The organism is Microbulbifer mixtoriginis (SeqCode), assembly GCF_052466715.1.
In genome coordinates, this window is sequence record NZ_CP174288.1 from 4,676,433 (window position 1) to 4,700,839 (window position 24,407).

At 55.3% G+C, this 24,407-nt stretch carries 26 protein-coding genes; 16 read left to right on the forward strand and 10 right to left on the reverse strand.

Annotated features, from left to right (window positions below):
• Positions 1 to 132 precede the first annotated feature (132 nt).
• The 4 genes from ACJJH9_RS20725 to ACJJH9_RS20740 all read right to left on the reverse strand — a co-directional run bounded on the left by ACJJH9_RS20725 (position 133) and on the right by ACJJH9_RS20740 (position 2,971).
• Positions 133 to 1,386: a malic enzyme-like NAD(P)-binding protein gene (locus tag ACJJH9_RS20725; protein WP_444887560.1), complete on the reverse strand. Its 1,254-nt coding sequence runs from the start codon at positions 1,384 to 1,386 to the stop codon at positions 133 to 135.
• Between the two features lie 354 nt (positions 1,387 to 1,740).
• A complete protein-coding gene (gene rpmE / locus ACJJH9_RS20730; protein ID WP_083922744.1) occupies positions 1,741 to 1,953 on the reverse strand; it encodes a 50S ribosomal protein L31 in 213 nt (70 codons plus the stop codon).
• A gap of 155 nt (positions 1,954 to 2,108) precedes the next feature.
• Positions 2,109 to 2,405: a winged helix-turn-helix domain-containing protein gene (locus ACJJH9_RS20735; RefSeq protein ID WP_444923869.1), complete on the reverse strand. Its 297-nt coding sequence runs from the start codon at positions 2,403 to 2,405 to the stop codon at positions 2,109 to 2,111.
• Positions 2,402 to 2,971 (reverse strand): hypothetical protein, encoded by a 570-nt coding sequence (locus tag ACJJH9_RS20740; RefSeq protein ID WP_444923870.1) that lies wholly within the window; start codon positions 2,969 to 2,971, stop codon positions 2,402 to 2,404. Before ACJJH9_RS20740 ends, ACJJH9_RS20735 begins: the two co-directional genes overlap by 4 nt.
• Before the next feature lie 155 nt (positions 2,972 to 3,126).
• Here ACJJH9_RS20740 and ACJJH9_RS20745 point away from each other — a divergent pair, with 155 nt between their 5' ends.
• Positions 3,127 to 5,352 carry a primosomal protein N' gene (locus ACJJH9_RS20745; protein ID WP_444923871.1) on the forward strand — a complete coding sequence of 742 codons (2,226 nt, stop codon included), beginning with the start codon at positions 3,127 to 3,129 and terminating at the stop codon, positions 5,350 to 5,352.
• Between the two features lie 82 nt (positions 5,353 to 5,434).
• Positions 5,435 to 5,995 (forward strand): SPOR domain-containing protein, encoded by a 561-nt coding sequence (locus tag ACJJH9_RS20750; RefSeq protein ID WP_252083843.1) that lies wholly within the window; start codon positions 5,435 to 5,437, stop codon positions 5,993 to 5,995.
• A gap of 1 nt (position 5,996) precedes the next feature.
• Here ACJJH9_RS20750 and ACJJH9_RS20755 read toward each other — a convergent pair whose 3' ends face one another.
• A complete protein-coding gene (locus tag ACJJH9_RS20755) occupies positions 5,997 to 6,245 on the reverse strand; it encodes a DUF2798 domain-containing protein (RefSeq protein ID WP_252083842.1) in 249 nt (82 codons plus the stop codon).
• Between the two features lie 166 nt (positions 6,246 to 6,411).
• Here ACJJH9_RS20755 and hslV point away from each other — a divergent pair, with 166 nt between their 5' ends.
• The 5 genes from hslV to ACJJH9_RS20780 all read left to right on the forward strand — a co-directional run bounded on the left by hslV (position 6,412) and on the right by ACJJH9_RS20780 (position 12,089).
• Positions 6,412 to 6,951, forward strand: a complete 540-nt coding sequence (gene hslV, locus ACJJH9_RS20760; protein WP_252083840.1) for an ATP-dependent protease subunit HslV — start codon at positions 6,412 to 6,414, stop codon at positions 6,949 to 6,951.
• Positions 6,952 to 7,027: 76 nt separating this feature from the next.
• Positions 7,028 to 8,344: an ATP-dependent protease ATPase subunit HslU gene (gene hslU, locus ACJJH9_RS20765; protein WP_444923872.1), complete on the forward strand. Its 1,317-nt coding sequence runs from the start codon at positions 7,028 to 7,030 to the stop codon at positions 8,342 to 8,344.
• Positions 8,345 to 8,719, forward strand: coding sequence for a gamma-butyrobetaine hydroxylase family protein (locus tag ACJJH9_RS20770; protein WP_444923873.1), 375 nt, complete (start codon positions 8,345 to 8,347; stop codon positions 8,717 to 8,719).
• 243 nt (positions 8,720 to 8,962) lie between these two features.
• Positions 8,963 to 10,498: an alkaline phosphatase gene (locus ACJJH9_RS20775; RefSeq protein WP_444923874.1), complete on the forward strand. Its 1,536-nt coding sequence runs from the start codon at positions 8,963 to 8,965 to the stop codon at positions 10,496 to 10,498.
• A gap of 16 nt (positions 10,499 to 10,514) precedes the next feature.
• A complete protein-coding gene (locus ACJJH9_RS20780) occupies positions 10,515 to 12,089 on the forward strand; it encodes an alkaline phosphatase (RefSeq protein ID WP_444923875.1) in 1,575 nt (524 codons plus the stop codon).
• Between the two features lie 95 nt (positions 12,090 to 12,184).
• Here the strand turns inward: ACJJH9_RS20780 and ACJJH9_RS20785 are convergent, their stop codons facing one another.
• Positions 12,185 to 12,997, reverse strand: coding sequence for a CHAD domain-containing protein (locus ACJJH9_RS20785; protein ID WP_444923876.1), 813 nt, complete (start codon positions 12,995 to 12,997; stop codon positions 12,185 to 12,187).
• 138 nt (positions 12,998 to 13,135) lie between these two features.
• Here ACJJH9_RS20785 and ubiE point away from each other — a divergent pair, with 138 nt between their 5' ends.
• The 8 genes from ubiE (at position 13,136) to tatC (ending at position 18,702) form a co-directional block, all read left to right on the forward strand.
• Positions 13,136 to 13,885, forward strand: coding sequence for a bifunctional demethylmenaquinone methyltransferase/2-methoxy-6-polyprenyl-1,4-benzoquinol methylase UbiE (gene ubiE, locus ACJJH9_RS20790; RefSeq protein WP_444923877.1), 750 nt, complete (start codon positions 13,136 to 13,138; stop codon positions 13,883 to 13,885).
• A gap of 53 nt (positions 13,886 to 13,938) precedes the next feature.
• On the forward strand, positions 13,939 to 14,568 hold the full coding sequence (locus ACJJH9_RS20795) for a ubiquinone biosynthesis accessory factor UbiJ (protein WP_444923878.1): 630 nt from the start codon (positions 13,939 to 13,941) through the stop codon (positions 14,566 to 14,568).
• Between the two features lie 2 nt (positions 14,569 to 14,570).
• Entirely contained in the window at positions 14,571 to 16,181 is a 1,611-nt protein-coding gene (gene ubiB / locus ACJJH9_RS20800) for a ubiquinone biosynthesis regulatory protein kinase UbiB (RefSeq protein WP_444923879.1), read from the forward strand.
• 55 nt (positions 16,182 to 16,236) lie between these two features.
• A complete protein-coding gene (gene hisI, locus ACJJH9_RS20805; protein WP_444887548.1) occupies positions 16,237 to 16,650 on the forward strand; it encodes a phosphoribosyl-AMP cyclohydrolase in 414 nt (137 codons plus the stop codon).
• Positions 16,651 to 16,658: 8 nt separating this feature from the next.
• Positions 16,659 to 16,997, forward strand: a complete 339-nt coding sequence (locus ACJJH9_RS20810; protein ID WP_252083830.1) for a phosphoribosyl-ATP diphosphatase — start codon at positions 16,659 to 16,661, stop codon at positions 16,995 to 16,997.
• Positions 16,998 to 17,108: 111 nt separating this feature from the next.
• Entirely contained in the window at positions 17,109 to 17,372 is a 264-nt protein-coding gene (tatA, locus tag ACJJH9_RS20815) for a twin-arginine translocase TatA/TatE family subunit (protein ID WP_252083828.1), read from the forward strand.
• Between the two features lie 29 nt (positions 17,373 to 17,401).
• Positions 17,402 to 17,950: a Sec-independent protein translocase protein TatB gene (gene tatB, locus ACJJH9_RS20820; protein ID WP_444923880.1), complete on the forward strand. Its 549-nt coding sequence runs from the start codon at positions 17,402 to 17,404 to the stop codon at positions 17,948 to 17,950.
• Positions 17,947 to 18,702 (forward strand): twin-arginine translocase subunit TatC, encoded by a 756-nt coding sequence (gene tatC / locus ACJJH9_RS20825; protein WP_252083825.1) that lies wholly within the window; start codon positions 17,947 to 17,949, stop codon positions 18,700 to 18,702. Before tatB ends, tatC begins: the two co-directional genes overlap by 4 nt.
• A 384-nt stretch (positions 18,703 to 19,086) precedes the next feature.
• Here the strand turns inward: tatC and ACJJH9_RS20830 are convergent, their stop codons facing one another.
• Together ACJJH9_RS20830 and ACJJH9_RS20835 are read right to left on the reverse strand one after the other, a co-directional pair.
• Positions 19,087 to 19,281 carry a DUF3149 domain-containing protein gene (locus ACJJH9_RS20830; RefSeq protein WP_252083824.1) on the reverse strand — a complete coding sequence of 65 codons (195 nt, stop codon included), beginning with the start codon at positions 19,279 to 19,281 and terminating at the stop codon, positions 19,087 to 19,089.
• Between the two features lie 270 nt (positions 19,282 to 19,551).
• The gene (locus ACJJH9_RS20835) at positions 19,552 to 19,785 is read right to left on the reverse strand and encodes a hypothetical protein (RefSeq protein WP_152455765.1); all 234 of its coding nucleotides are present in this window, start codon (positions 19,783 to 19,785) and stop codon (positions 19,552 to 19,554) included.
• Between the two features lie 77 nt (positions 19,786 to 19,862).
• Between ACJJH9_RS20835 and ACJJH9_RS20840 the strand changes: the two genes are divergently transcribed.
• Positions 19,863 to 20,999, forward strand: coding sequence for an aminopeptidase (locus ACJJH9_RS20840; RefSeq protein ID WP_444923881.1), 1,137 nt, complete (start codon positions 19,863 to 19,865; stop codon positions 20,997 to 20,999).
• A gap of 255 nt (positions 21,000 to 21,254) precedes the next feature.
• Here the strand turns inward: ACJJH9_RS20840 and gap are convergent, their stop codons facing one another.
• Entirely contained in the window at positions 21,255 to 22,280 is a 1,026-nt protein-coding gene (gene gap, locus ACJJH9_RS20845) for a type I glyceraldehyde-3-phosphate dehydrogenase (protein ID WP_444923882.1), read from the reverse strand.
• 89 nt (positions 22,281 to 22,369) lie between these two features.
• The gene (tkt, locus tag ACJJH9_RS20850; RefSeq protein ID WP_444923883.1) at positions 22,370 to 24,370 is read right to left on the reverse strand and encodes a transketolase; all 2,001 of its coding nucleotides are present in this window, start codon (positions 24,368 to 24,370) and stop codon (positions 22,370 to 22,372) included.
• Positions 24,371 to 24,407: the final 37 nt, after the last annotated feature.

Here is a 24,407-nt window from a genome sequence, read left to right on the forward strand (position 1 = left end):
CAACTTTGATGCTGTGACAGAAAGGCAGTTTAGCGACGGGTGCTTTATGGCTCAAGAAGTCTGTGGGGGTGAAAGCGGCAAACGCCCGCCCCGGGAGGATAAGGCGGGCTTCTAGGGATGAATTAACCGGCCCTAGAGTGTTTGCAGCGGGTAGTTTTCGGGGTAAGGCAGGCGGGCACAGCCGCTGTCTACCGCTGCGCGCGCTACTGCGGCGGCAACTTCCGGAAGCAGGCGTGGATCCGTGGGTTTGGGCAAGATATAACTTGGGCCAAAGCTCAGTTCTACCCCACCGTAGCCCTCGCGTACCGAGTCTGGCACCGGTAAATGGGCGATCTTACGGATGGCTTCAATTGCGGCCAGCTTCATCTCTTCATTGATACGCGCCGCACGCACATCCAGCGCGCCACGAAATATAAAGGGAAAGCAGAGTACATTGTTGACCTGGTTGGGGTAATCCGAGCGCCCGGTAGCCATGATCAGGTCGTCGCGTACGCTGTGGGCCAGCTCTGGTTTGATCTCCGGATTTGGATTTGAGCAGGCGAATACCACTGGCTTCGGCGCCATGCGCTGCAGCTGTTCGGCGGAGAGCAGGTCTGGGCCCGATACCCCGAGGAATACATCGGCACCGGTGATAGCGTCATCGAGAGTGCGCATATCGGTATCCCGCGCCCACTCACCTTTATAGGCATTAATATCGGTGCGGCCCGAGTGAATTACCCCACGGCTGTCGAGCATGGTGATTTGATCTTTGCGCGCGCCGGCGGCCAGCAGCAGTTTGCAGCAAGCGGTGGCGGCGGCACCGGCTCCCAGGCATACCATGCGCACGTCGCTGATTTTCTTACCCTGGATCTCCAAGGCATTGAGCATACCGGCGACGGTCACAATCGCAGTGCCGTGCTGGTCGTCGTGGAACACCGGTACCGGGCAGCGCTCGATTAATGCCTCTTCAATATGAAAGCACTCTGGCGCCTTGATGTCTTCGAGATTGATACCACCGAAGGTATTGGCGATGGCGGCGACCGTCTGAATAAACTGCTCCGGGCTGTTGACGTCCACCTCGATATCTACCGAGTTGATATCGGCGAAGCGCTTGAACAGTAGTGACTTGCCCTCCATCACTGGCTTGGAGGCCAGTGGACCCAGATTGCCGAGTCCTAGGATGGCGCTGCCATTGGAAATGACTGCCACCAGATTACCTTTTCCGGTATAGCGATAGGCGGCCTCTGGGTCCTTGGCAATTTCACGCACAGGTTCCGCCACACCGGGACTATAGGCCAGCGACAGGTCCTCCTGAGTTTCAGCGGGGGTGGTCAGCTCGACTGAAAGTTTGCCGGGGCTGGGGAGTGCGTGGTAATCGAGCGCTGCCTGGCGCAATGAATCCGTCATTTGGGGGCTGTTCTCTCGAAAACGGGGGGCGACACTTCAGGCGTCATCCCGGTTACTGCGGGTTTCAGAGAATAACCGAGGGGTGCTTGCGGTCACAAGCTCACAGAGGCAATGAAACAGCCACTTATTACTATTTTGCCCTTAACATTTGGCCAAATTCAGGATGATCAGCCGTCTAATATTCAATTTGAAGGATAAATTTACTGCTAATAACGAATATATTAAGCGATACAAATCGATTTCGCCCTAGCGCTCTGGATCTGTGCAGAGCGCTGAATTTGCAGCACAAAAAAGGGCGCCGTGGAAAATTCCAGGGCGCCCTTTCTGAAGTACCAAAGTACCTCTTTATTCGGATTACTTGCCGATGCGGCTGCCAAAACGCTTCTTGAAGCGGTCCACGCGTCCACCGGTAGTAGCCTGCTTCTGCTTGCCGGTGTAGAAGGGGTGGCATTGGGAGCAGACGTCGATCTGCAGGTCTTTGCCCAGGGTGGAGCGGGTCTTAACAACATTGCCGCAGGAGCAAGTAGCGGTGATGTCGGTGTAGTTAGGATGGATATCTGCTTTCATGATTGCCTCTTTCCGAAACCGCCACTCGATCTGTTGCCGGGCACGGCATCGTCGTTGGAGCAGGAACCGGATTGGTTCCAGGCTGATTAAAAAGTCGGCGCATACTATCAGATTAGCGCCGGGGTTCAAGCCCAAATAAAGGCCGGGCAATGGTGTTATTCCGCTGCGGCGATAAGTTGCTGCAGAGCCTGTAGGTGCTTGTTCAGCGCCTCTCGCCCGCTCTCAGTGAGGCGGTACCAGGTGACGGGCTTGCGCTCTACGAAGTCTTTGCGCAGGGCGATATAGCCCTGCTCTTCCAGGCGACGCAGCTGCGCGCCGAGGTTGCCATCGGTCACCTGCAGTTGTTCCTTAAAGCGGGAGAAACTGATTTCCTCATACTTCGCTAGTATCACACAAATTGCGAGGCGTACCCGGTGTTCGAGGACCGGGTCCAAGTCCGCAAGGGCTTTCATTGCGTCGCTCCATTAGTTTGCCTGGCCCGCTGTACCAGGCCGGTCCAAACAAGTCCAAAGCCGATCGCCAGGCCGCTCAGTACCCAGGCGTAGGGCGGTGACAGCAAAATGATCAGAAGGTAACTGGCCAGCATCAATATACCGCTATAGAGCAGTGGGCGGATCAGGTGGATACCGGCGAGGCTATAGGAGAGTCCGGCTAAAAGCAGAAATTGCTCCGGGCCAGCAGCGTTGGGCTTGGCGATCATTGTGGCCAATATCAACAGGAAACCGATCCCAGTTACCATCCAGTGCCTACCATACTTGCGACCAAAGGTACTGTTATTGATGCCAGTGCGGCGTGCTGTTCGCTCGCCCAGCCACCAGCTGAACAGTCCGCCGGCGGTACTCGTCACCAGGAAGTAATACACGGTGAGCTGCGGGGCCAGGTCCGCCAAAGCGAATCCGATAAAAATTAGTAGCCCCCACAAGAAATAGAGTGATGGGATGCCGTTCTCCATTTGGTTGCTGCGCACGGCATCGCTGACAAAATCCAGGCTGTCTTTGAGTTTTTCCATATCGGTCATGGCTGTCTTCCTTGCTAACTTAGTGAACTCTAAATATTAGAGTTGAGTTATAGAGTACTCTGAATTTTAGAGTTGGCAAGTAAAATTTACAGTCTCTGTACCTTGTCGTAACAGCCAGTACACTAGCGCCTTTTAGCGAGGTTATTGGGGGCGGGGTGCAGCAGACGGTACCAAAGACAGTGCAACAGGGAGTTATCCTGCGGTTGGCGGTGCCAGTGCCACTGCGGCGTCTCTTCGATTATCTGCCCCCGGAGGGCTTCGATCCCGCTGAATTGAAACCTGGCCAGCGCTTGTGGGTACCTTTTGCTGGGCGCAAATTGGTAGCCGTGTTGGTGGAGTTAGTGCCGGAGTCGCCGCAGGCACAGCTGAAACCGGCGCAGGAACTGATCGATAGCAAAGCCCTGTTCGACAGTGGCGCGCGCAAATTTCTCAACTGGATCGCCGACTATTACCAGGCCCCGGTTGGAGAGGTTTACGCCGCCGCCCTGCCCGCCGCGTTGCGCAAGGGCAAGCCGGCTGATCATTGGGCTGAGCAGTGGTTACAACTCACTACTGAGGGCAAGGGGCTACCGGAATCTGCACTGGCGCGGGCGCCCAAGCAGCAGGCCCTGTTGCAACAATTACTGCGCGCCGGCCAGCAGAGCCGCACCTACCTGAAAACCCAGGGACATACTCCGGCGGTGATTCGCGCCTTGCAGGAGCGTCAACTGGTGGAGTGGGTCTCGGGCCCTACGGTGCCGCCGTCGATGCCGGCTGCGGAGGCCACTCCGCCACCGCAGCTAAACAGTGAGCAGCAGCAAGTGCTCGAAGCGGTGGATTGCAGTTGCTTTTCCGCCACCTTGTTAGAAGGCACCACTGGCAGTGGCAAGACCGAGGTCTACCTGCGGTTGATGGAGCGGGTTCTGGCCGAAGGGCGCCAGGCCTTGTTGTTGGTACCGGAAATCGGTCTCACTCCGCAGACTTTGCGGCGTATCGCCGCGCGCTTTCCCGAGCACAGTATCGCCGCCTTGCACTCGGGGCTGGCCGAGGGCGAGCGCGCCCAATCGTGGCTCGCCGCCTCTGAGGGCCAGGCGGATATCGTTATTGGCACCCGCTCGGCAATTATGACGCCACTGCCGAGACTCGGTGTGGTGTTGGTAGATGAGGAACACGACGCTTCATTTAAGCAACAGGATGGCGTGCGCTATTCCGCCCGTGACCTGGCGGTGGTATTGGCGCGCAACAGTGATGTGCCGGTGCTGCTGGGTTCTGCAACGCCCTCCCTGGAAACCTTGCACAACGCCCTTAATGGTCGCTATCAACATTTGCGCATGCGCCAGCGTGCCGGCGATGCGCGCCCGCCGCAGATCCACGTGGTGCCGACCCTACGCGAGCCTCTGGAGGAGGGTTTTTCGCCTCAGGTTTTACGTCATATCGGCGAGACCCTCGTCCGCGGAGAGCAAGTGCTGGTATTTATTAACCGGCGTGGCTTTGCACCGGCACTCAACTGTGATGATTGCGGCTGGATTGCCGACTGTCCGCACTGTTCCAGTAAACTCACCATGCACCGGCGCCAGCGCCAGCTGCGTTGTCACCACTGCGATTATCGCCGCCCCCTGGTGGATACTTGTCCGCAGTGCCACAGCCGCTCAATCTCTGCTCTGGGAGGCGGCACCGAGCGCAGCGAAGAGTTGCTGGCGCGGCGCTTTGCCGATTACCCGGTAATTCGCGTTGACCGGGATACCACCACCAGTAAGCAGGCTCTCGATCGCTTGCTGGCGCCGGCCCGTGATGGCGACCCCTGTCTGTTACTGGGCACTCAGATGCTGGCCAAGGGGCACCATCTACCGAGGGTGACTCTGGTGGTGATTCAGGATGCCGATGGCGGCTTGTTCAGTGCCGATTTTCGCGCGCCCGAACGCACAGGCCAGTTGCTGGAGCAGGTGGCGGGGCGCGCCGGGCGCGGCAGCTTGAGTGGCCGCGTATTGGTGCAGAGCCGCTTTCCGGAGCACCCGCTGCTGCAAATGTTGTTGGAAAAAGGCTACGGGACTTTTGCGCGTCAGCTGTTGCGCGATCGTGCGGTGGCACAGCTGCCTCCGACCCACGCCATGGCACTGGTGCGGGCCGAGTGTGAGGAGCCCGCCTGGGCCGAGGAATTTCTGCATAATGCACGCCTATTTATGCAATCCCTAGTGCCGCCCTCACCCCAGTTGCAATATCTGGGTCCGGTGCCGGCGCTGCTTGAGCGCAAATCTGGTCGCTACCGTTTTTATGTTCAGGTGACCGCACAAAATCGCGCCCAGTTACAACCCCTGCTGGCCCGGGTATGTGCCTGGGCCGAGAGCAATAAGAATCGCCGCTTGCGCTGGGCGGTGGACATGGATGCGCAGGAATTGTCGTGAATTTTGCGAGAGAGCAATGCCCTTGTGTAAATTGGCGGTACAATTTGCCCGCTGAGTAGACTATCCAGGGAAGAATTCCACCATGAGCCGTCGCAACACGAAACGCCGAAGCAAAAGTGCCTCGGGCAAACCCGCATGGGTGTGGTTTGTACTGGGCAATGCCGTGGGTGGCTTTGCGGTGTTCTTGCTGCTGCAGTTCGGTGTGGCCGGCAATGGCAAAGGTGCCGCTGGTGACAGAGCTCCAGCAACCAAACCGACGGCGCAGGCGCCGTCCGAACCGCGCTTTGATTTCTATACCATGCTCAAGGAAAACGAAGTTTCGGTACCGCCACCCAAGGTGGCCAAGCCCGCCATTCGTGGGGAGTCTTCCTCCAATAAACAAGGGGCTGCTGATAAGGTCAAAGCGCAGGTTTATATCTTGCAGGCCGCCTCCTTCCGCGAGGCGGCGGAAGCCGAGCGCCTGCGCGCCCAGCTCACCCTGGCCAATCTGGATGTCAAAGTGGAGTCTGCCAGTGATAGCCGCGGCACTTGGCATCGGGTCTTGGTTGGACCCTTCGACAACCGCTCGCGCATGGCCAAAGCCCGCCAGGTTCTGGCAGAACATCGCCTGATGCCGCTGGTATTGAAGCGACCTGCAAATTAAATCAACCGCTGGATTCCTCGTCTGGCGCCGCCAGTTTGCCCAGCAGACTTTTTATTACCGGTCTGATCAATGGTGGCAATCCCAGTGAAATTATCCAGGCCAGTAACCAGGCCCGGCCCCATATCGGCAGAAATCCTTCGCTAAATCCCTGGTGGGAGTAGGTGATCGCCCCAGAGATTACTCCCGACATCACGCAGGTCATAACCAAGGTGAAAAGCGGCTTGAAGTAGCGGGAGGGAAGCAGAGCCAAGAGGCGAATCCGCAATGGATGACGGGTTCTCAGTATAGCAATTGGCCCTTCTCTTATTGAAATCGGTACGTCCCGTCCTCACTTATCTAATCTGACTAAATTTCCCGGCGCGTAAGGCAACAGGCCTTGCACAGCCACAGTACACGCGTAATCCGAGAGGTCTCCATTGGAACAGTATCGCGGAACCACCATTTTATCCTGTCGCCGCAACGGCAAAGTTGTGATTGGCGGCGACGGCCAGGTGTCTCTGGGCAACACCATTATGAAAGGCAATGCCCGCAAGGTGCGCCGACTTTATAAAGATAAGGTTATCGCTGGTTTTGCCGGTGGCACCGCCGATGCCTTCACCCTGTTTGAGCGTTTTGAAGCCAAGCTGGAAGCCCACGGTGGCCAGTTGACCCGCGCTGCGGTGGAGCTGGCCAAAGACTGGCGCACAGACCGCGCCCTGCGTCGCCTGGAAGCTCTATTAGCGGTGGCAGATGACAGCGCCAGTTTGATTGTGACTGGCAACGGCGATGTGATTCAGCCGGAAGATGACCTGATTGCTATCGGTTCCGGCGGCCCCTTTGCCCAGTCGGCGGCGCGCGCGCTGCTCGACAATACCGATATGGACGCGCGCTCGATCGTTGAGCAGGGCTTGAAAATTGCCGGTGATATCTGCGTCTACACCAACCACAACAACACTATCGAAGAATTGACTTACTGACCGGGCGCTCTCAGAAGAAGCACCTGAGTCCAGCGGGCTGCAACCTGGCCCGCACAACCGTTTTGCAGGAATTTGTATGTCCCAGATGACCCCCCGTGAAATCGTCCATGAACTCGATCGCCACATCGTTGGCCAGCAGGATGCCAAACGCGCGGTAGCGATTGCGTTGCGCAACCGCTGGCGTCGTATGCAGGTGAGCGAGGATCTCCGTGCCGAAATCACCCCGAAGAATATCCTGATGATCGGCCCCACCGGTGTGGGTAAAACCGAAATCGCACGCCGTCTGGCAAAGCTTGCCAATGCGCCTTTCATTAAGGTTGAAGCGACTAAGTTCACCGAAGTGGGCTATGTTGGCCGCGATGTAGAATCTATCGTGCGTGATCTTGTCGAGATGGCAGTGAAGCAGGAGCGCGAACTGGCCATGGCTGGCGTGCAACAGCGCGCTATGGATGCAGCCGAGGAACGTATCCTCGACGCCCTGCTGCCACCGGCGCGCTCGACCGAGCCGAACGACAAGGATTCCAGCACCCGCCAGTTATTCCGCAAGAAGCTGCGCGAGGGCGAGTTGGACGACAAAGAAGTGGAAATCGATATGGCCGCCGCGCCCATGGGGGTGGAGATTATGGCCCCTCCGGGTATGGAGGAAATGACCAACCAGCTGCAGGGTATGTTCTCGAATATGTCCCAGGGCAAGACCCGCAAGCGCAAGCTGCCGGTCAAGCAGGCGATGAAACAGCTTACCGATGAGGAAGCCGCCAAGCTGGTGAACGATGAAGATATCAAAACCCGCGCGATTCGCGCTGCCGAACAAAATGGCATTGTCTTTATCGATGAGATCGACAAGGTGGCCAAGCGCCAGGAAAGCGGCGGCGCCGATGTCTCCCGTGAAGGGGTGCAGCGCGACCTGTTGCCGCTGATCGAGGGCAGCACTGTCAACACCAAGTACGGCATGATCAAGACAGACCATATTCTGTTTATCGCCTCCGGTGCCTTCCACCTGTCCAAGCCCTCGGACCTGATTCCCGAGTTGCAGGGGCGTATGCCGATTCGCGTGGAGCTGAGCTCGCTGACTTCCGCCGACTTTGAGCGTATTCTCACCGAACCCTCCGCGTCTCTGACTGAACAGCAGAAGGCTTTGCTGGCGACAGAGGGTTTGGAACTGCAATTTACCGAAGACGGCATTCGTCGTATCGCCGAAGTGGCTTACGAAGTGAATGAACGCACCGAGAATATCGGCGCACGCCGTTTGCACACGGTGCTTGAGCGCCTGCTGGAGGAAGTTTCCTTCGATGCCGGCGACGCCGACAAGTCACTCAATGTCGATGCGGCTTATGTGGACAGCCACCTGGGTGAGCTGAGCCAAAACGAGGACCTTTCGCGTTTTATCCTGTAAATGAAACCGCAAAAAATACGATTAAATCGCGCAGAGAAAACCCTGCAATTGCTGTTTGCCGATGGCGAGTTCAGCCTGTCGGCAGAGTATCTGCGTGTCTACTCCCCCAGCGCCGAGGTGCGCGGCCACGGCAATAGCCCCGCCCTGCTGGTGGATGGAAAAATCCATGTGGGTATCGACAGGGTCGAAGCCGCCGGTCGTTACGGCCTGAAAATCAATTTCGATGACGGCCATGACACCGGCATTTACACCTGGGAATATTTGCGTGAACTGGCTGAAAAATACACCATCAATTGGGAGGCCTATCTGGAGCGCTTGCGCGCGGCGGGTAAAGGGCGTGACCCGGATGAAAGTGTGGTGAAATTTATCGGTTAGTTGCCAAGTGCGCCCTTCAGTGGCGCACTTTACTTTCCCTACAAAGCATTAAAAAAGCGAGAAAAAACAATAATTCTCTGCATTTTTTCGCAATACTGTAACAATTGCGCGGCTGCTTTTTATTGTTGTGACAAGCGCACAATATTTTTGACAAAGAAAACAAGATGTTAATCGGCGCGTAATTCTTTTGTCATATTTCCGGACTCTAATGCTCGCCAAATTCACGAGTTCCGGAGGCCCACCGTGGCAAAAAAACTTGCCCGCGCACTCAGCGCCTTTTGTTTGATCCCTCTCGCTTCTGCAGTTTCTGCCGCGAGCCTGCCCGATTACCAAACCAATAGCGACTGGTTCACTGAGGCATCCGATCGCCTGGAAGAACGCACTTCTCTCTCCCGTGAAGCCAAAACTGCAAAAAACGTCATCCTGTTTGTGGGCGACGGTATGGGAATATCCACCCTGACCGCTGCCCGCATCCTTGAAGGCCAGCTGGCCGGCGAAAGCGGTGAAGAAAATGCCCTTTCCTTCGAAGAGTTCCCGCATACCGCCTTAATCAAAACCTATAACACCAACCAGCAGACCCCGGACTCCGCCGGCACCATGACTGCGATGATGACAGGTGTAAAAACTCGCGCCGGTATAATCAATATCGACGGCGACGCACTGCGTGGCGATTGTGCCAGCACCGAAGGTAGGGAATTGAATACCTTCCTGGAAATGGTGGAGAGCCGTGGAAAAGCCACCGGCATTGTTTCCACAGCGCGCCTGACCCACGCCACGCCTGCAGCGACTTACTCCCGCAGCCCCGAGCGCAACTGGGAGTATGATGCCGAAGGTAATTGTTCCGATATCGCCTCGCAAATGGTTGAGATGGCTGCTGGTGATGGTATTGATGTCATGCTAGGTGGCGGCCGCCGCAGCTTTGTGACCATTGACAATGGCGGCAAGCGTGAAGATGGTCGCGACCTGACCAGTGAATGGTTGGAGCGCTATGATGGTGATCAAACTGCTGTGTATGTAAGCAGCGGTTCCGAGCTGAAAGGTGTTGATATCGCCTCTACCAATAAATTACTGGGGCTCTTCACCGGCAGTCACATGAGTTACGATGCAGACCGCATCTTTAAGGGTAGCGATGAGCCGAGCATCGCCGAGATGACCGATACCGCCATTGAGCTGTTGGAAAAAGACAGCGATGGCTACTTCCTGATGGTAGAGTCCGGGCGAATAGACCACGGCCACCACGCCGGCAATGCCTACAACGCTTTACACGATGCGATCGCTTTTGCCGATGCGGTTCAGGTTGCCCTGGATAAAGTAGACCTGGCGGACACTCTGATCCTGGTGACCGCAGATCACAGCCATGTGATGACTATCGCCGGCTACCCGACACGCGGTAACCCGATTCTCGGTAAAGTGGTTGAGAATGACAGCACCGGTGCAGCGCAATCGGAAGTGGGTCTTGCTGCGGACGGCAAACCCTACACCACGTTGAACTATGCCAATGGCCTGGGCTTTGCCGATCTGGGTGAAAATACCGACGCGGATGAGCGATACAAAATCGCCGCTGATACCGGACGTAAGGATCTCTCCAAGGTGGATACCGAAGCGCCAGGCTTCCACCAAGAGGCGCTGGTGCATCTGGAGTCAGAGAGTCATGCCGGTGAGGACATCAGTCTGCACGCTATTGGCGCTGGCGCTGAGCTGGTACAAGGTAGCCTGGAGCAAAGCGCAGTATTCCACGTGATGACTACTGCGACCGACCTGTCGCTGACAGAAGAATAACTGGGGGTAATTCACCATGAGACATTTTAAGAAGACAATATTGGCTTTCTCTGTCGCCCTGCTGGCCACCGCCTGTAGCGATGACAACTCAAATTCTGACGACGTAGTGGAATTACCCGATGAGAAAGCATACGTAGGAGTTTCCTCCGCTCAAAGCAGCAGCAGCTGGTTCCAGGAAGCCCAGCAGGCTATCAAAGAGGCGGGCGCTGAAGAAATTAACAACACCCCTGGTGCTGCGAAGAATATTATCCTATTTGTCGGCGACGGTATGGGTATTTCTACAGTTACCGCCGCGCGTATTCTGGCCGGCCAACAGCAGGGCCTTGATGGTGAGGAATACCAGCTGAGCTTTGAGAGGATGCCATTTGCCGGTCTGGTCAAAACCTACAATACCAACCAGCAGACCCCAGATTCCGCTGGCACCATGTCCGCGTTGATGACCGGTGTGAAAACCAAGGCCGGTGTGCTGAGTGTTGCACAAAATGTTGCGCGCGGTGACTGTGCTGCCAGCTTGGAGTATCCACTGACCACTGCGATCGAATTGGCTGAAGACTTGGGCAAGAGCACCGGTATTATCAGTACTGCACGCATCACCCACGCGACTCCGGCAGCCACCTATGCCAAGGTGCCTGAGCGCGGCTGGGAAGAAACCGCCCCGGATGGTTGTATGGACATTGCCGCTCAGCTGATTGAGTTTGAAGCTGGTGATGGTATTGATGTCGTTATGGGGGGTGGTCGTCGTAACTTTTTGCCTAGTAATGTTACAGATATCGAAGGGAAAGGCGGACTTCGCGAAGACGGGCGTAATTTAGTTGATGAATGGAAGGCCCGCTACGACGATGGCGTTAGCAATATTGCTTACGTTGAAGAGACTACCGCTTTTGAAGCCGTGGATGCCGCCGCAACTGACAAGCTGTTTGGTCTGTTTAATTCCTCACACATGGAATATGAGGCTGTTCGTGAGGACGACACTGCCGGCGAGCCCTCTCTGTCAGAAATGACCGCCAAAGGTCTCGAGATGTTGCAAAAAAATGAGGATGGCTACTTCCTGATGGTGGAATCCGGTCGTATCGACCACGGCCACCACGCAGGCAACGCACATCGCGCTCTGACGGATGCGGTGGAGTTTGCCAATGCGATTCAGTATGCCATGGATAATACCAGTGCAGAGGACACCCTAATTATTGTCACTGCGGATCATAGCCACGTAATGACCATCGCGGGATACCCGACACGTGGTAACCCAATTCTCGGCAAAGTAATTAGCAATGACAGCAGTGGTGAAGCGGAAAATGCTCACGCTCTGGCCGAAGATGGCCTGCCCTACACCACTCTTAGCTATGCTAATGGCCCGGGCTACAGCGCTGGTGGTAGTGGATCGCGTCTGAACTTGCTCAGCACGGATACTGCTGCGCTGGACTACCAGCAGGATGCCCTGGTTCCTATGAGTAGTGAATCTCATGCTGGCGAAGATGTAGGCGTCTGGGCCCGCGGACCCGGTGCCCATCTGGTGAGCGGCACCAATGAGCAGAACTACCTGTTCCATGTGATGGCTCGTGCCGGCGGCCTGCTGGAGCAGAGCGCCCAATAAATCGGCGATCTTCAGGCGCGGGAAATACTCCCGCGCCTTTTTCGTTTTTATGACGAATAATCTCGAATCCCTTTATGCCTGCATGCCTGCTCAACTTAGATCACAAGTATTTTGTGGGCGAAGAACTCAGCGCAGCCTTTTTCTATTTCCAAGCGCAATCGCACCTTGTGCCAGTCGCACATTTCTAAAAGCTTGATTAACTCTTTCCCCAATGGTTCTCCAACCGTGATGGCAAAACGGCAGAGCAGGTAGAGATCGCGCCAGTCTCCCAATAGTTGCGCGAGTTGTTTTAGCGGTTCACAGCGTAGCGCTACAGATTGGGGGTGCCTCTCTCTGAGTAGGCGGCTGTGGTACCAGTGATCTTTTACTCTTTTGCGCAATTGGTGCAGTTGATGGGCGTTGTCTCCTTCTCGTGCTTCCAGCCAGGCTTTGCGCGCGCGCTGGTAGCCACGTAAATATCCGGCATCGATATCACCCCAGCGAATATCGTGCAGGGGCCATTCTTCAATGCTCTCCCGCGCTTCATTCAACAACCCTTCGACCCGAATAAGATGCTCTTCGTCTCGCAGTGACTGCTGTATCTGACGCAGTACCCTATGCGTTTTTTCAAAGTGATTGGGTGGAGCCAGGGTGAGAAGCGCGGTGCGCATGGAGACCAGGTCGCGGCCAGCTGACAGGCATCGTGCCAATTTCCGGTAGCGATCGTTCTCGCGGCGGAACAGTGGATTTTTATTCGGGTAAATCAGGCGCAGCAGGGCGCGCAGTTTCTTGCAGTGTTTGCGCAGTTCGTGCACGGCGTGCTCATCTGGCAACAACTGGGCATTACCGTTGGCGGCGTGTATTTCTGTGCGTGCTGCACGGCGCAGACTCACTACAACGGGCGTGTCGCTATCGAGCCGGTAATCCATGAAAGAACCCTGGGTCCCGTTGTTACTCTTGTGTGAATTAATTTTAGTGAGTTGCCGCTGGGGGAATCATGGGCGCTGTTCCGCCGGCTTGGTCGATGTACAATGGCGCACTGAATTTGGCTCAGCAGGCAGCACAGTATGAAGGATCGCAAGACCACCCACTTCGGCTACCAAGAGGTCCCGGTGGAGGAAAAGGCCGGTCGTGTGGCGGAAGTGTTCCACTCAGTGGCGGCGCGTTACGACGTAATGAACGACCTGATGTCCGGGGGTATCCACCGCCTCTGGAAGCGTTTCACTATTGAATTGTCCGGTGCGCGACCGGGACAGAAAATCCTGGATATCGCCGGGGGCACTGGCGATCTCACCGCGCGTTTCTCGCGTATTGTGGGCGCCAGTGGTCAGGTGGTGTTGGCGGATATTAATGAATCGATGTTGCGGGTTGGCCGCGACCGCCTGCTCGATCGCGGCATCGCCGGCAACGTAGTGCCGGTACAGGCGGACGCCCAGTTCCTGCCCTTTCCGGACAATACCTTCGACTGTATCACCATCGCCTTTGGCCTGCGCAATGTCACCGATAAAGACCTGGCACTGCGCTCCATGTTGCGGGTACTGAAACCCGGTGGGCGTTTACTGGTATTGGAATTCTCCAAGCCAGAATCGAAGTTGTTGGAAAAAGTCTACGATCAATACTCGTTCCGTCTGCTGCCATTTATGGGCAAGCTGGTGGCCAACGATGCGGAGAGTTACCGCTACCTGGCGGAGAGCATCCGTATGCACCCGGATCAGGAAACGCTCAAACAGATGATGGTGGATGCCGGTTTTGTCGATTGTGAATTTCACAATATGACCGGTGGCATTGTGGCGTTGCACCGTGGCATCAAGCCCTGAGAGGTGCCCGGCGTGATTGACTCCCAAGTGATGGCACGAGGCCAATAACCACCATGAGCGATCCCACCTATCGCGCGGGTTTTGATGCCGCGCTGGAAACCGCTATTAATGCCGCCCTGCAATACGATCCCGCGACCCGAGCGCGCCTGCAGGAGTTGGACGGCAAAACCATGGAGCTCGACCTGACGGCTCCGAAATTGCAATGCTGTCTATGTATCGAGGGCGATCAGGTGCGCGTGCGCCAGCACTGGGAGGGAGATGTAACGACCACCATCAGTGGCTCGGCTATTTCCCTGGTGCGACTACTAAAGGACCCCGATGCCACGCCTGCGGCGCTGGGTGTCTCCATTAGTGGCTCCAGTGCCCTGCTGGCGGAGTTGCAGTGGATCATGAGTGACCTGGATATCGACTGGGAGGCGCCGCTTGCGCAAGTGATTGGCGATATTCCCGCCCACTCCATCGGCGATGTGTTGCGCAGTGCCGGTAGCTGGTTAAGTGCCAGCCTCAGCCGCGCCCCGGTTGCGGCGGCAGAGACGATCAGTGAGGAATGGCAGTTGACGCCTCCACAGGCACAATTTGAAGCCTTCGCGGATGACCTCGCCGAGTTGTCCCTGGCCACCGAGCGCCTGGAGGCGCGGGTGCGCTTGCTGCAGGAACAGTTTTCCCGAGGGGAGGCCGAGTAGTCTTGCCTATATCCCGTACTGTTACCATCGCGCGGGTTTTCCTGCGCCATCGCTTAGATCTGTTATTACCGGCCGAACGCCGCCCCCTGTGGCTGCGCGGCTTACTGGCTCCCCTCAAACTGTTGCCGCAACCAAAGATGGAGCGCGGCGAGCGACTGCGCCGCGCCCTGGAAGAGCTGGGACCGATCTTTGTGAAATTCGGTCAGCTGCTCTCCACTCGCCCGGATTTGTTGCCGCCAGATGTGGTTGAGCAGCTTGACTACCTACAGGACAAAGTACCGCCCTTCCCCAGTGATCAGTGTCGCGCATTGATTGAGGAAGCCCTTGGCGCTAGTGTCGATGAAGTCTTTGCCAGCTTTGAGCACGAGCCCCTAGCGGCAGCTTCGGTGGCACAGGTTCACGCCGCCGTGCTTAACAGCGGCGAGTCAGTCGTGGTCAAGGTGTTGCGCCCGGGCATCGGCGAAGTGATTCAGGAAGATTTGCGCCTGTTGCGGGTGATTGCCCGGGCTATCGAACGCTTCGTGCCAGAGGGCCGGCGTCTGCGCCCGGTGGAAGTGGTGGAAGACTACCGTCATACCATCGAGGGCGAGTTGGATTTAACCCGCGAGGCGGCCAACGGCACCCAGTTGCGGCGTAATTTCACTGATTCCCCACTGCTATATATCCCCCAAGTTTACTGGGATTACACCCGCGAAAACGTGCTGGTGCTGGAGCGTATCAATGGTATTCCTGTCACTGATTTAGCGCAGCTGCGCGAGCAGGATACCAATATGCCGCTGTTGGCCGAGCGCGGCGTGGAGATCTTCTTCAAGCAGGTTTTTGAATACAACTTTTTCCACGCGGATATGCACCCGGGCAATATTTTTGTCTCCCGGGAACACCCGCAGCGTCCGCAGTATATCGCCATCGACACCGCCATTGTCGGCAGCTTGTCGCGAGAAGATCAGTACTACCTGGCGCGCAACCTGCTCGCCATGTTCCGGCGCGATTACCGCATGGTGGCGGAGCTGCATGTACAGAGTGGCTGGGTTCGTGCGGATACCCCTGTAAACGCCTTCGAGGCGGCAATTCGCGCCGTGTGCGAGCCGATCTTTGAGAAGCCGCTGGGGGAGATTTCCTTTGCGCGGGTATTGATCAGCTTGTTCCAGACTGCGCGACGCTTCGATATGGCGGTGCAGCCACAGTTGGTGTTATTGCAGAAGACCCTGTTGAATATCGAGGGTTTGGGACGCCAGCTTTATCCGGAATTGGATCTGTGGAAGACTGCTCATCCATTTTTGGAGCGTTGGATGCGTGAACGCATCCACCCCAAAACACTGGTGGGCGAGATCAAGCGCTACGGTCCCGAGTGGTTGGAGAAGTTTCCACAGATGCCGCAATTGGTCTATTCAGCCCTTGAGCAGTCGCGGGAATTGGCGCCACAACTGGAAAATATCGGTGAAAAACTGGCGAGTAGTCAGCGCCGTGGGCGCTGGCAGTATTTGCGTCGGCTCGGCGGTGTACTGCTCGCTGTAGGCGCCCTGGCCTTAAGCCGGCCGCAGTGGCTGGAGCAGTTGCCACCCTCTGGTTGGGTATTGGGCATCGCAGCCCTGATTTTACTGCTCTGGCCCTAATGACACTGGCGGCAGTATTTTGCCGGCGTCGCGCCGGCCTACACTTGGAATTCTGATGGAAGAGACATTGACTCAAGCTGTGCCAGCAAGCGGCTTTATTGATCAGGTCAGCTGGAACAGCGATGGCCTGGTACCCGCCATTGCCCAGGATTTTAAAAGCGGTCGCGTGCTGATGATGGCGTGGATGAATCGCGAGTCTCTGGCACTGACCGCTAGCGAGGGCTATGCGGTCTACTGGTCGCGTTCCCGCAAGGGCCTGTGGCGCAAAGGGGAGTCATCCGGCTTCCTACAGAAAATACGCGAGATTCGCCTCGACTGTGACGGTGACACCGTGCTGTTAATGGTTGAGCAAGAGGGCGGAATTGCTTGCCATACGGGCCGTAGTAGCTGTTTTTACAACCTCTTGCAGGACGGTGAATGGCGCGTTAGCCAACCGGTATTGCAAGACCCCAAAGCCATCTACAAGTGAGCCCGGAAATGAGTGATCTGCTGCAACAACTCGATGCGGTTCTAGAGAGCCGCAAGTGCGCAGAGGATGCCGATAAATCCTATGTGGCTAGCCTGCATAGGAAGGGGCTCAACAAAATACTGGAAAAGGTGGGCGAGGAAGCCACCGAAACAATTCTCGCCGCCAAAGATGCGCAGGCCAGTGGCGACAACCGGGATATGATCGCCGAGACGGCGGATCTCTGGTTTCACTCATTAGTGATGCTTTCGCACCTGGGAGCGGACTCCCAGGATGTAGTGCGTGAACTGGGTCGACGCTTTGGCCTCTCTGGCCTGGAGGAAAAGGCATCCCGCAGTAAAGAGGGATAAGAATTCAGTTGGAAGGACTGGCGTAACAGTCCTCTGATAATTTGTGGTTTTACCCATGGTGGCCAATGGCAATGCAAATCGGCTGCCGTATTAAATGACATGGAGACAATTATGGGATTCGGTGGAATTAGCATCTGGCAGCTGTTGATTATCTTGGTCATTGTCCTGCTGCTTTTCGGAACCAAGCGCTTGAAAAACCTCGGTGGTGATCTGGGCGGTGCACTGAAAGGCTTCCGCAAAGCGGTGAAGGACGATGATAAGGATGAGGACAAAGATAAAGACAAAGACCCTGAGCGTCTTCAGCACGATGAGGAAGAAAAGCCGCAACAGGGCAGCACCTCGAAAGAAAAAGACAAGCAGTCCCAGGACAAATAATTCTGCACTGTTAACGCGAGTAATGCCCCGTGTTTGATATTGGCTTTTTTGAACTACTACTGGTCGCGGTAGTGGCACTGCTTGTGGTGGGCCCGGAGCGCCTGCCCGATGCCATCCGCACGACAGCGCGCTGGTGGTCTGGCCTGAAGCGAACCTTGCAAGGTGCGCGTGAGGAACTGGAACGGGAAGTCGGTGCCGACGATATCCGCCGAGAACTGCACAATGAGCGCATCCTCAAGGAGATTGAGGAGAGTCGCCGGGAAATGGAGCGTACCTTTAGTGAGGCTAACCGCGAGGTGAATGAATCCCTGCAGCAGCAGGAGGAGCCCCAGCCCAGCGAGTCGGCCAAACCTAAGGAAAAAGCTCCAGCCAAAGTGCCCCAGGAGCCCGATCACCCGCGCGCGGAAAAAGAAGACTATTTACCGGAGCAGGATGAAACCGTTGAAGAGTTGCAGGACCCGGAATACCCGGAGCACTGGCACGATTTAGGTGATCCCGAACTGAATCCGGAGCACCCGGAAAATACGCCTAAAGACCTAGAAAAAGAGTCGCAAGAGGAAAAAGACAAGCAACCATGAGCGATCAATCACAAGACAGCCATCAGCCCTTTATCGATCACCTGATCGAGCTGCGGGATCGGCTGCTGCGCACTTTACTGGTTGTAGTGGTTTTGTTCGCCTGCCTGGTACCCTTTGCCTCGGATATCTACAACTTTATTGCCAATCCGCTACAGGAACGTTTGGTCGGCGATGCAGGCATGATTGCCACAGAGGTGACTTCCACCTTTCTTACGCCATTTAAGACCACCTTTATTGTATCGTTTTTTATCGCCATTCCCTTTGTGCTCTATCAGGCCTGGGCTTTTATAGCTCCCGGTCTTTATAAAAATGAAAAACGTATTGCGATTCCAATCTTGGTCACCAGCGTATTTTTGTTTTACGCCGGTGTGGCCTTTGCCTATTTTGTAGTGTTTCCTATTTTATTTGATTTCTTTGTTGGCTCGGCCCACGCCGATATCAAAGTTATGCCGGATATGCGCAGCTATCTGGATTTAGTATTGAAGTTATTTTTTGCCTTCGGCTTCGCTTTCGAGATCCCTATCGCCACGGTGTTATTGATTTGGAGTGGCGCAGTGGATGCCAAAACCCTGGGGAGCAAACGTCCCTATGTGATTGTGGGCTGCTTCCTGATCGGTATGTTGCTCACCCCACCGGATGTTATCTCCCAATCCCTACTGGCCGTACCCATGTGGTTGCTGTTTGAGGTGGGAATATTGTTTGGTCGCTGGATTACATCGCGCCGGTCGAAAGAGCAAGCTGAGCAGTCTTGATTTGCGGATTTTTAAAAAATTACATTTCCGCCATCAGTTAAACGGCTCGAAGTAGTTTTTCAAATCAACATTTTGCTTGCGCAATAAAATGCCCCGACTGCTTTCGCAGCCGGGGCAGTCGCCCTGTTGTTTTACCTGCCCTAACCAAAATCCAACGCCGTGCTCTCAAACAGAGCTGGTTGTGGATAGACAGTCTGCGTTCCATGCAATAAAAAGCCGAACGATATTGGTTTTTGCGCCACTACTGGCAAGCCCCCATCGCAACAAAAACCAAACGGTCAGCTGAGGAAATTAGCGATTAAGATCAAAAACTCCTGTTTCTTAAAATAACCGCCTACGCCGCAAAAAACTTGCGGCAATGGTACTACCCTGAGACCCCAGGTATTAGCGAGATGCAGCCGCCGTTTTATTGACACGTGTGGCTGCAGCGCGCTCTTTCTTTTCCTGCTCCGCTACTGCTTTTTCCACATTGTTGCTAACCAGTCGATAAAAATAGAATGCCATCAGGAATATAAACCCGATTACGGCCAGACTGAGCAAGCCGGAAAAGCTGGTAAATAGATCAATTAAGGCATCCATCTTTCTCTCCAGTACGCCAATGCTTCAGTTATGCAGTGTATGGCGTTGTGCTACAAACCTCTTGACCTAAATCAACTGGGCTTGAGTTACTGGAGAAGAGGAGGTTCGGTGGTCTCTGGCTGGGCGTATATAAGCCGATACCAAGTGCTGGTGTTCTTAGGGGGCTACTTTTCCTAAAGGAAAAGGTGCAGTACTGCGACTGACCGGTATTTTGCTTGGTAGAGTTAGCTAGGTTCATATATGCGCTTTAGAGCATAGGGAATTTTTTCATCAGTGCAGCACAAAACTTAATAGCAGGCAGGCAAGTGCTGCGCCCCATAGTAGATATAACTCCTGCTCCTGGCGCCAGCGAGGGAGAAGCAGCATGAGTGCCAAGGGAGGTATAAAAAGAGCGAGGAATCCAGCTATAGTGCTGTCGTCAAAGCACACTTTCACTAATCGCAGCCATGCAATGGCGGCAAAAGCCAGGGCAAATACTGTCAGAACCGCGCTAACTGGCATCATGCTATAACCCTTAGAGGCTATTGAAGGGGAAGAAAAGGCCCTGGCCAGATCACATTAAAATGACAATAGGAAAGGAAGTGTATAGCAGATTGCTTGTCACGGGCCTGCCAAAAAAATGGCTTAATTTGCGCTTATGGCTGCTTATCATCCCACTGTATTTGGCGGGGTGTGAAACCGTCGGGTATTACGCCCAAGCAGCTTCCGGCCAGTGGCGTATTTTGTCTGGGCGTCAGCCGATAGAAAAAGTCATTAATGAACCGGGTACCAGTGAGCAATTACAACAGCAGCTACAACTGGTATTGCAGATTCGTGCCTATGCAGCTGAAGTTTTGCAACTGCCGGTAGGTGATGCCTATAACGCTTATGTACAGTTAGATGACACCTACCCGATTTGGAATGTCCTGGCAGCGCCGGAGTTTTCCCTTGAGCCTAAGCGCTGGTGTTACCCTATCGCTGGCTGCGCCAGCTACCGAGGTTATTTTCGCAAGTCTGCGGCAGAGGCAAAAGCGAATCAACTGCGTGGACAGGGCTATGATGTATATCTGGGCGCGGTGCCCGCTTACAGCACCCTCGGTTGGTTTAACGACCCAATATTATCCAGTTTTGTTAATTGGTCTCAGGAACGCCTAGCCGGTCTTTTATTTCATGAGCTGGCCCATAGAAGGGTTTATATCTCCGGTGATACCCAGTTCAACGAGAGCTTTGCCACCGCCGTCTCAGAAATTGCCCTACCCGGCTGGCTCAGTATTCAGGGCCTGGTCAGCTCCGCAGCTCAGGCCCGCGCAGAAACCTTGTCTGTGCGTCAATTGATGGCAGCCGCACGCAGCCAATTACAAACAGTCTATCAATCTTCACAGCCAGATGATTTAAAGCACGAACAAAAAGCCCGGGTTTTATCCCGATTACGCCAATGCTATAGAAAGCTATCTGCAAACTGGCCCAATCCAACTCGCTACCAGAGCTACATCGAAAAAACGAATAATGCCACCCTGGCTCTAGCCGCCGAATATGAATCCCAGGTGCCGGCCTTTAAGCAGCTTTATTTGGATAGTGGTAGTTGGGAGGCTTTTTATAATGCTGCGCAAAGGTTGGGGGATTTAAGTAAGGTTAATCGCGAAGAACGTTTACGCCAGTTGGGGGATGAATATCGCCAGTCAAACTCAGAGATAAAGCAAGGAGGGCTAGATGAAATGAGTTGCATTTTACATGATTAATATAAAAATTTCTTAGACGACCCTTTCTTGGTAAAGGGTTTTTATTGGGAATTTTTCTAACCATAAGAAGGGTCAAACCTGATCCTATCACTATCAACAAGTTAGGGCGGTAAGGATTTTCTGCCTTTATTGTCCTTATCCAGAGCATGCTAAGTTGGTGAGCTCTATACTTGGAGCTGATATTTATTAGGTGTCGATTTTCCTATTAACGCAAAATCGGTATTTTAGTGCTAGAAGTAAATGGCTTTTTTAGCCCTAATGGGAGGTATTCTTTTGGGTTAATTCTCTGGCCACATCCAACATCCGATTCGCAAACCCCCATTCATTATCAAACCAAATCAATATCTTCACTAATTTTCCGCCGGCAACCCGTGTCTGGCTGGCATCAATAATTCCCGAGCGCGGGTCGTGATTAAAGTCGCAGGAGGCGAGGGGTTCTTCGGTGAAGCCGAGTACGCCTTTAAACTCGGTCGCAGCTGTGGATTTTAGTAAAGCGTTGATCTCACTTTGACTTACGTCTTTTTGTAATTGAACCGATAGATCAATAGCGGAGACATTGACCGTGGGTACGCGCATAGCCTGGGCTTCGAACTTTCCAAATAAGTGCGGCAATATGCGCTCGATGCCGCGGGCCAGTGCGGTGTCGACGGGAATAATTGAGGTAATGGCGGAGCGTGTTTTTCTTAAATCGGTGTGGTGATAGGCATCGCTTACCGGCTGATCGTTCATGGCGGAGTGGATGGTGGTCAGCACGCCCGCTTCTATACCAAACGCCTTGTCGAGCGCTGCGATTACCGGCACGCTGCAATTGGTGGTGCAGGAGGCGGCAGAAATAATAGTTTCATTGCCGTTCAGGGTGTGATCGTTAACCCCATAAACAATGGTGGCATCCACATCGCGGCTGGCGGGCTGGGAGAATAAAACTTTTTTTGCCCCTGCGGCCAAGTGCAGTTCGGCACAGCGCCGCTCTTTAAAACTACCGGTGCATTCAAGCACGATATCGACATTTTCTTCGCGCCAATTCAGGTCTTCCAAACGCTCGAAATGCGTAACTGCGATGGAATCGCCATTAACTGTTAGTGTGTCATTTTTCACTGAGACATCACCGGCGAAGCGACCGTGTACCGAATCGTACTTGGTAAGGTGGCCGATGGTAGCGCAGTCTGCCAGCTCGTTGATGGCGACAATCTGTAGGGTATCGCGGGCGCCGGATTCGTACAGAGCGCGCAGAACGGAGCGGCCGATACGGCCATAGCCATTAATGGCGAGTCGGGTGGTCATAGCGGTACATGCCGGATAGGAATTGAAGGCGTAGCCGAGACGCCCCTCGCGATATTGTGTGCAAGGGGCGCCCGGCTAGAGTGCTGAAATTAGTTCAGCACTTTCTCGACGGTTTCCACCACATTTTCCACGGTGAAACCGAAGTGACGCATCAGCTCGCCGCCGGGGGCGGACTCACCGAAGCTGCTCATGCCGATAATGGCGCCGTCAAAGCCGACGAACTTATACCAGTAATCCTGGTGGCTGGCCTCTACGGCCACGCGTGCGCGCACGGCGGAGGGCAGTACCGATTCGCGGTAGGACTCGTCCTGCTCCATAAAGGCTTCGGCGCAGGGCATGGAAACCACACGCACCTTCTTGCCCGCGAGCTTCTCTTGGGCGGCCATGGCCAGTTCCACCTCAGAGCCGGTGGCGATAATGATCGCTTCCGGGGTGCCGTCGCAGTCGGACAGTACATAGCCGCCTTTCTCTACCTGGGCCAGCTGTGCGGCATTGCGGGGTTGCGGCGCCAGGCCCTGACGGCTGAACACTAGGGTGCTGGGGCCATTTTTACGGGCGATAGCCATTTTCCAGCTCACCGCGGATTCGGTGGCGTCGCAGGGGCGCCAGGTGTGCAGATTGGGGGTAGAACGCAAAGCGCTCAGCTGCTCAACTGGCTGGTGAGTGGGTCCATCTTCACCAAGGCCGATGGAGTCGTGGGTGTAGACAAAGATCACGCGCTGCTTCATCAGTGCGGCCATGCGCACGGCGTTGCGGGCGTATTCCATAAACATCAGGAAAGTGGCGCCATAGGGGACGAAACCGCCGTGCAGGGCGATGCCGTTCATCATGGCGCTCATGCCGAACTCACGCACGCCGTAGTAGACGTAGTTGCCGGAGGCATCTTCTGCGCTGACGCCCTTGGAGCCGGACCAGATGGTGAGGTTGGAGCCGGCCAGGTCGGCGGAACCACCGAGGAATTCAGGCAGCAGTGGACCGTAGGCGTTCAGTGCATTCTGGCTCGCCTTGCGCGAGGCGATTTTCTGCGCATCGTCCTGGCACTGCTGAATATAGTCATCGGCCTTTGCAAAAAAGTCTGCGGGCAGTTCGCCGCGCATACGGCGCTCGAATTCGGCAGCCAGCTCGGGGAACTCTTCGCGGTAGTCGGCGAAAATGTCTTTCCACTCGTCTTCCTGGGCTTCACCTTTGGGTTTGGCGTCCCAGTCGGCATAGATCTCCGCGGGGATTTCGAAGGGGGCGTGGGCCCAGCCGAGGGTTTCGCGTACCAGGGAGATTTCATCGTCACCCAGAGGTGCGCCATGGCATTCTTCGCGGCCCTGCTTGTTGGGGGAGCCGAAGCCGATCACGGTTTTACAACAAATAATGGTTGGCTTATCGCTGTTCGTGCGGGCCTCTTCGATGGCGGCTTTAATGGCGGTGGCGTCGTGGCCATCCACATTGGGGATTACGTGCCAGCCATAGGATTCAAAGCGCTTGGGCGTGTCGTCGGTAAACCAGCCTTCGACTTCTCCGTCGATGGAAATGCCGTTGTCGTCATAGAAGGCGATCAGTTTGCCCAGGCCCAGGGTGCCGGCCAGGGAGCAGGCTTCGTGGGAAACACCTTCCATCAAACAGCCGTCACCCATAAATACATAGGTGTGGTGGTCGACCAGCTCGTAACCCGGACGGTTGAACTGTGCCGCCAATACTTTTTCAGCCAATGCCATGCCAACGGCATTGGTAATACCCTGGCCGAGAGGGCCGGTAGTGGTTTCTACGCCCGGCGCATAACCGTACTCCGGGTGGCCCGGAGTTTTGGAATGCATCTGGCGGAAATTTTTCAGCTCTTCGATCGGCAGGTCGTAACCGGACAGGTGCAGCAGCGAGTACAGCAGCATGGAACCGTGGCCGTTGGAGAGCACAAAGCGGTCGCGGTCGGCCCACTCGGGGTTGGCTGGATTGTGCTTCAGGTAGTCATTCCACAGCACTTCGGCGATATCCGCCATACCCATAGGCGCACCGGGGTGGCCGCTGTTGGCTTTCTGGACGGCGTCCATAGACAGGGCGCGAATAGCATTGGCCTTGTCTGTGCGAGAGGGAGTAGAAGACATAGGAAGAACTCTCTGATTTTCGGATGGCCGCGGGGTG

Bases quoted from the DNA above. Each gene is read 5' to 3' on its own strand.
- ACJJH9_RS20725 (WP_444887560.1), bottom strand. From the start codon at position 1,386: ATGACGGATTCATTGCGCCAGGCAGCGCTCGATTACCACGCACTCCCC.
- rpmE (WP_083922744.1), bottom strand. From the start codon at position 1,953: ATGAAAGCAGATATCCATCCTAACTACACCGACATCACCGCTACTTGC.
- ACJJH9_RS20735 (WP_444923869.1), bottom strand. From the start codon at position 2,405: ATGAAAGCCCTTGCGGACTTGGACCCGGTCCTCGAACACCGGGTACGC.
- ACJJH9_RS20740 (WP_444923870.1), bottom strand. From the start codon at position 2,971: ATGACCGATATGGAAAAACTCAAAGACAGCCTGGATTTTGTCAGCGAT.
- ACJJH9_RS20750 (WP_252083843.1), top strand. From the start codon at position 5,435: ATGAGCCGTCGCAACACGAAACGCCGAAGCAAAAGTGCCTCGGGCAAA.
- hslU (WP_444923872.1), top strand. From the start codon at position 7,028: ATGTCCCAGATGACCCCCCGTGAAATCGTCCATGAACTCGATCGCCAC.
- ACJJH9_RS20770 (WP_444923873.1), top strand. From the start codon at position 8,345: ATGAAACCGCAAAAAATACGATTAAATCGCGCAGAGAAAACCCTGCAA.
- ACJJH9_RS20780 (WP_444923875.1), top strand. From the start codon at position 10,515: ATGAGACATTTTAAGAAGACAATATTGGCTTTCTCTGTCGCCCTGCTG.
- ACJJH9_RS20785 (WP_444923876.1), bottom strand. From the start codon at position 12,997: ATGGATTACCGGCTCGATAGCGACACGCCCGTTGTAGTGAGTCTGCGC.
- ubiE (WP_444923877.1), top strand. From the start codon at position 13,136: ATGAAGGATCGCAAGACCACCCACTTCGGCTACCAAGAGGTCCCGGTG.
- ACJJH9_RS20795 (WP_444923878.1), top strand. From the start codon at position 13,939: ATGAGCGATCCCACCTATCGCGCGGGTTTTGATGCCGCGCTGGAAACC.
- hisI (WP_444887548.1), top strand. From the start codon at position 16,237: ATGGAAGAGACATTGACTCAAGCTGTGCCAGCAAGCGGCTTTATTGAT.
- ACJJH9_RS20810 (WP_252083830.1), top strand. From the start codon at position 16,659: ATGAGTGATCTGCTGCAACAACTCGATGCGGTTCTAGAGAGCCGCAAG.
- tatA (WP_252083828.1), top strand. From the start codon at position 17,109: ATGGGATTCGGTGGAATTAGCATCTGGCAGCTGTTGATTATCTTGGTC.
- tatC (WP_252083825.1), top strand. From the start codon at position 17,947: ATGAGCGATCAATCACAAGACAGCCATCAGCCCTTTATCGATCACCTG.
- ACJJH9_RS20830 (WP_252083824.1), bottom strand. From the start codon at position 19,281: ATGGATGCCTTAATTGATCTATTTACCAGCTTTTCCGGCTTGCTCAGT.
- ACJJH9_RS20835 (WP_152455765.1), bottom strand. From the start codon at position 19,785: ATGATGCCAGTTAGCGCGGTTCTGACAGTATTTGCCCTGGCTTTTGCC.
- gap (WP_444923882.1), bottom strand. From the start codon at position 22,280: ATGACCACCCGACTCGCCATTAATGGCTATGGCCGTATCGGCCGCTCC.
- tkt (WP_444923883.1), bottom strand. From the start codon at position 24,370: ATGTCTTCTACTCCCTCTCGCACAGACAAGGCCAATGCTATTCGCGCC.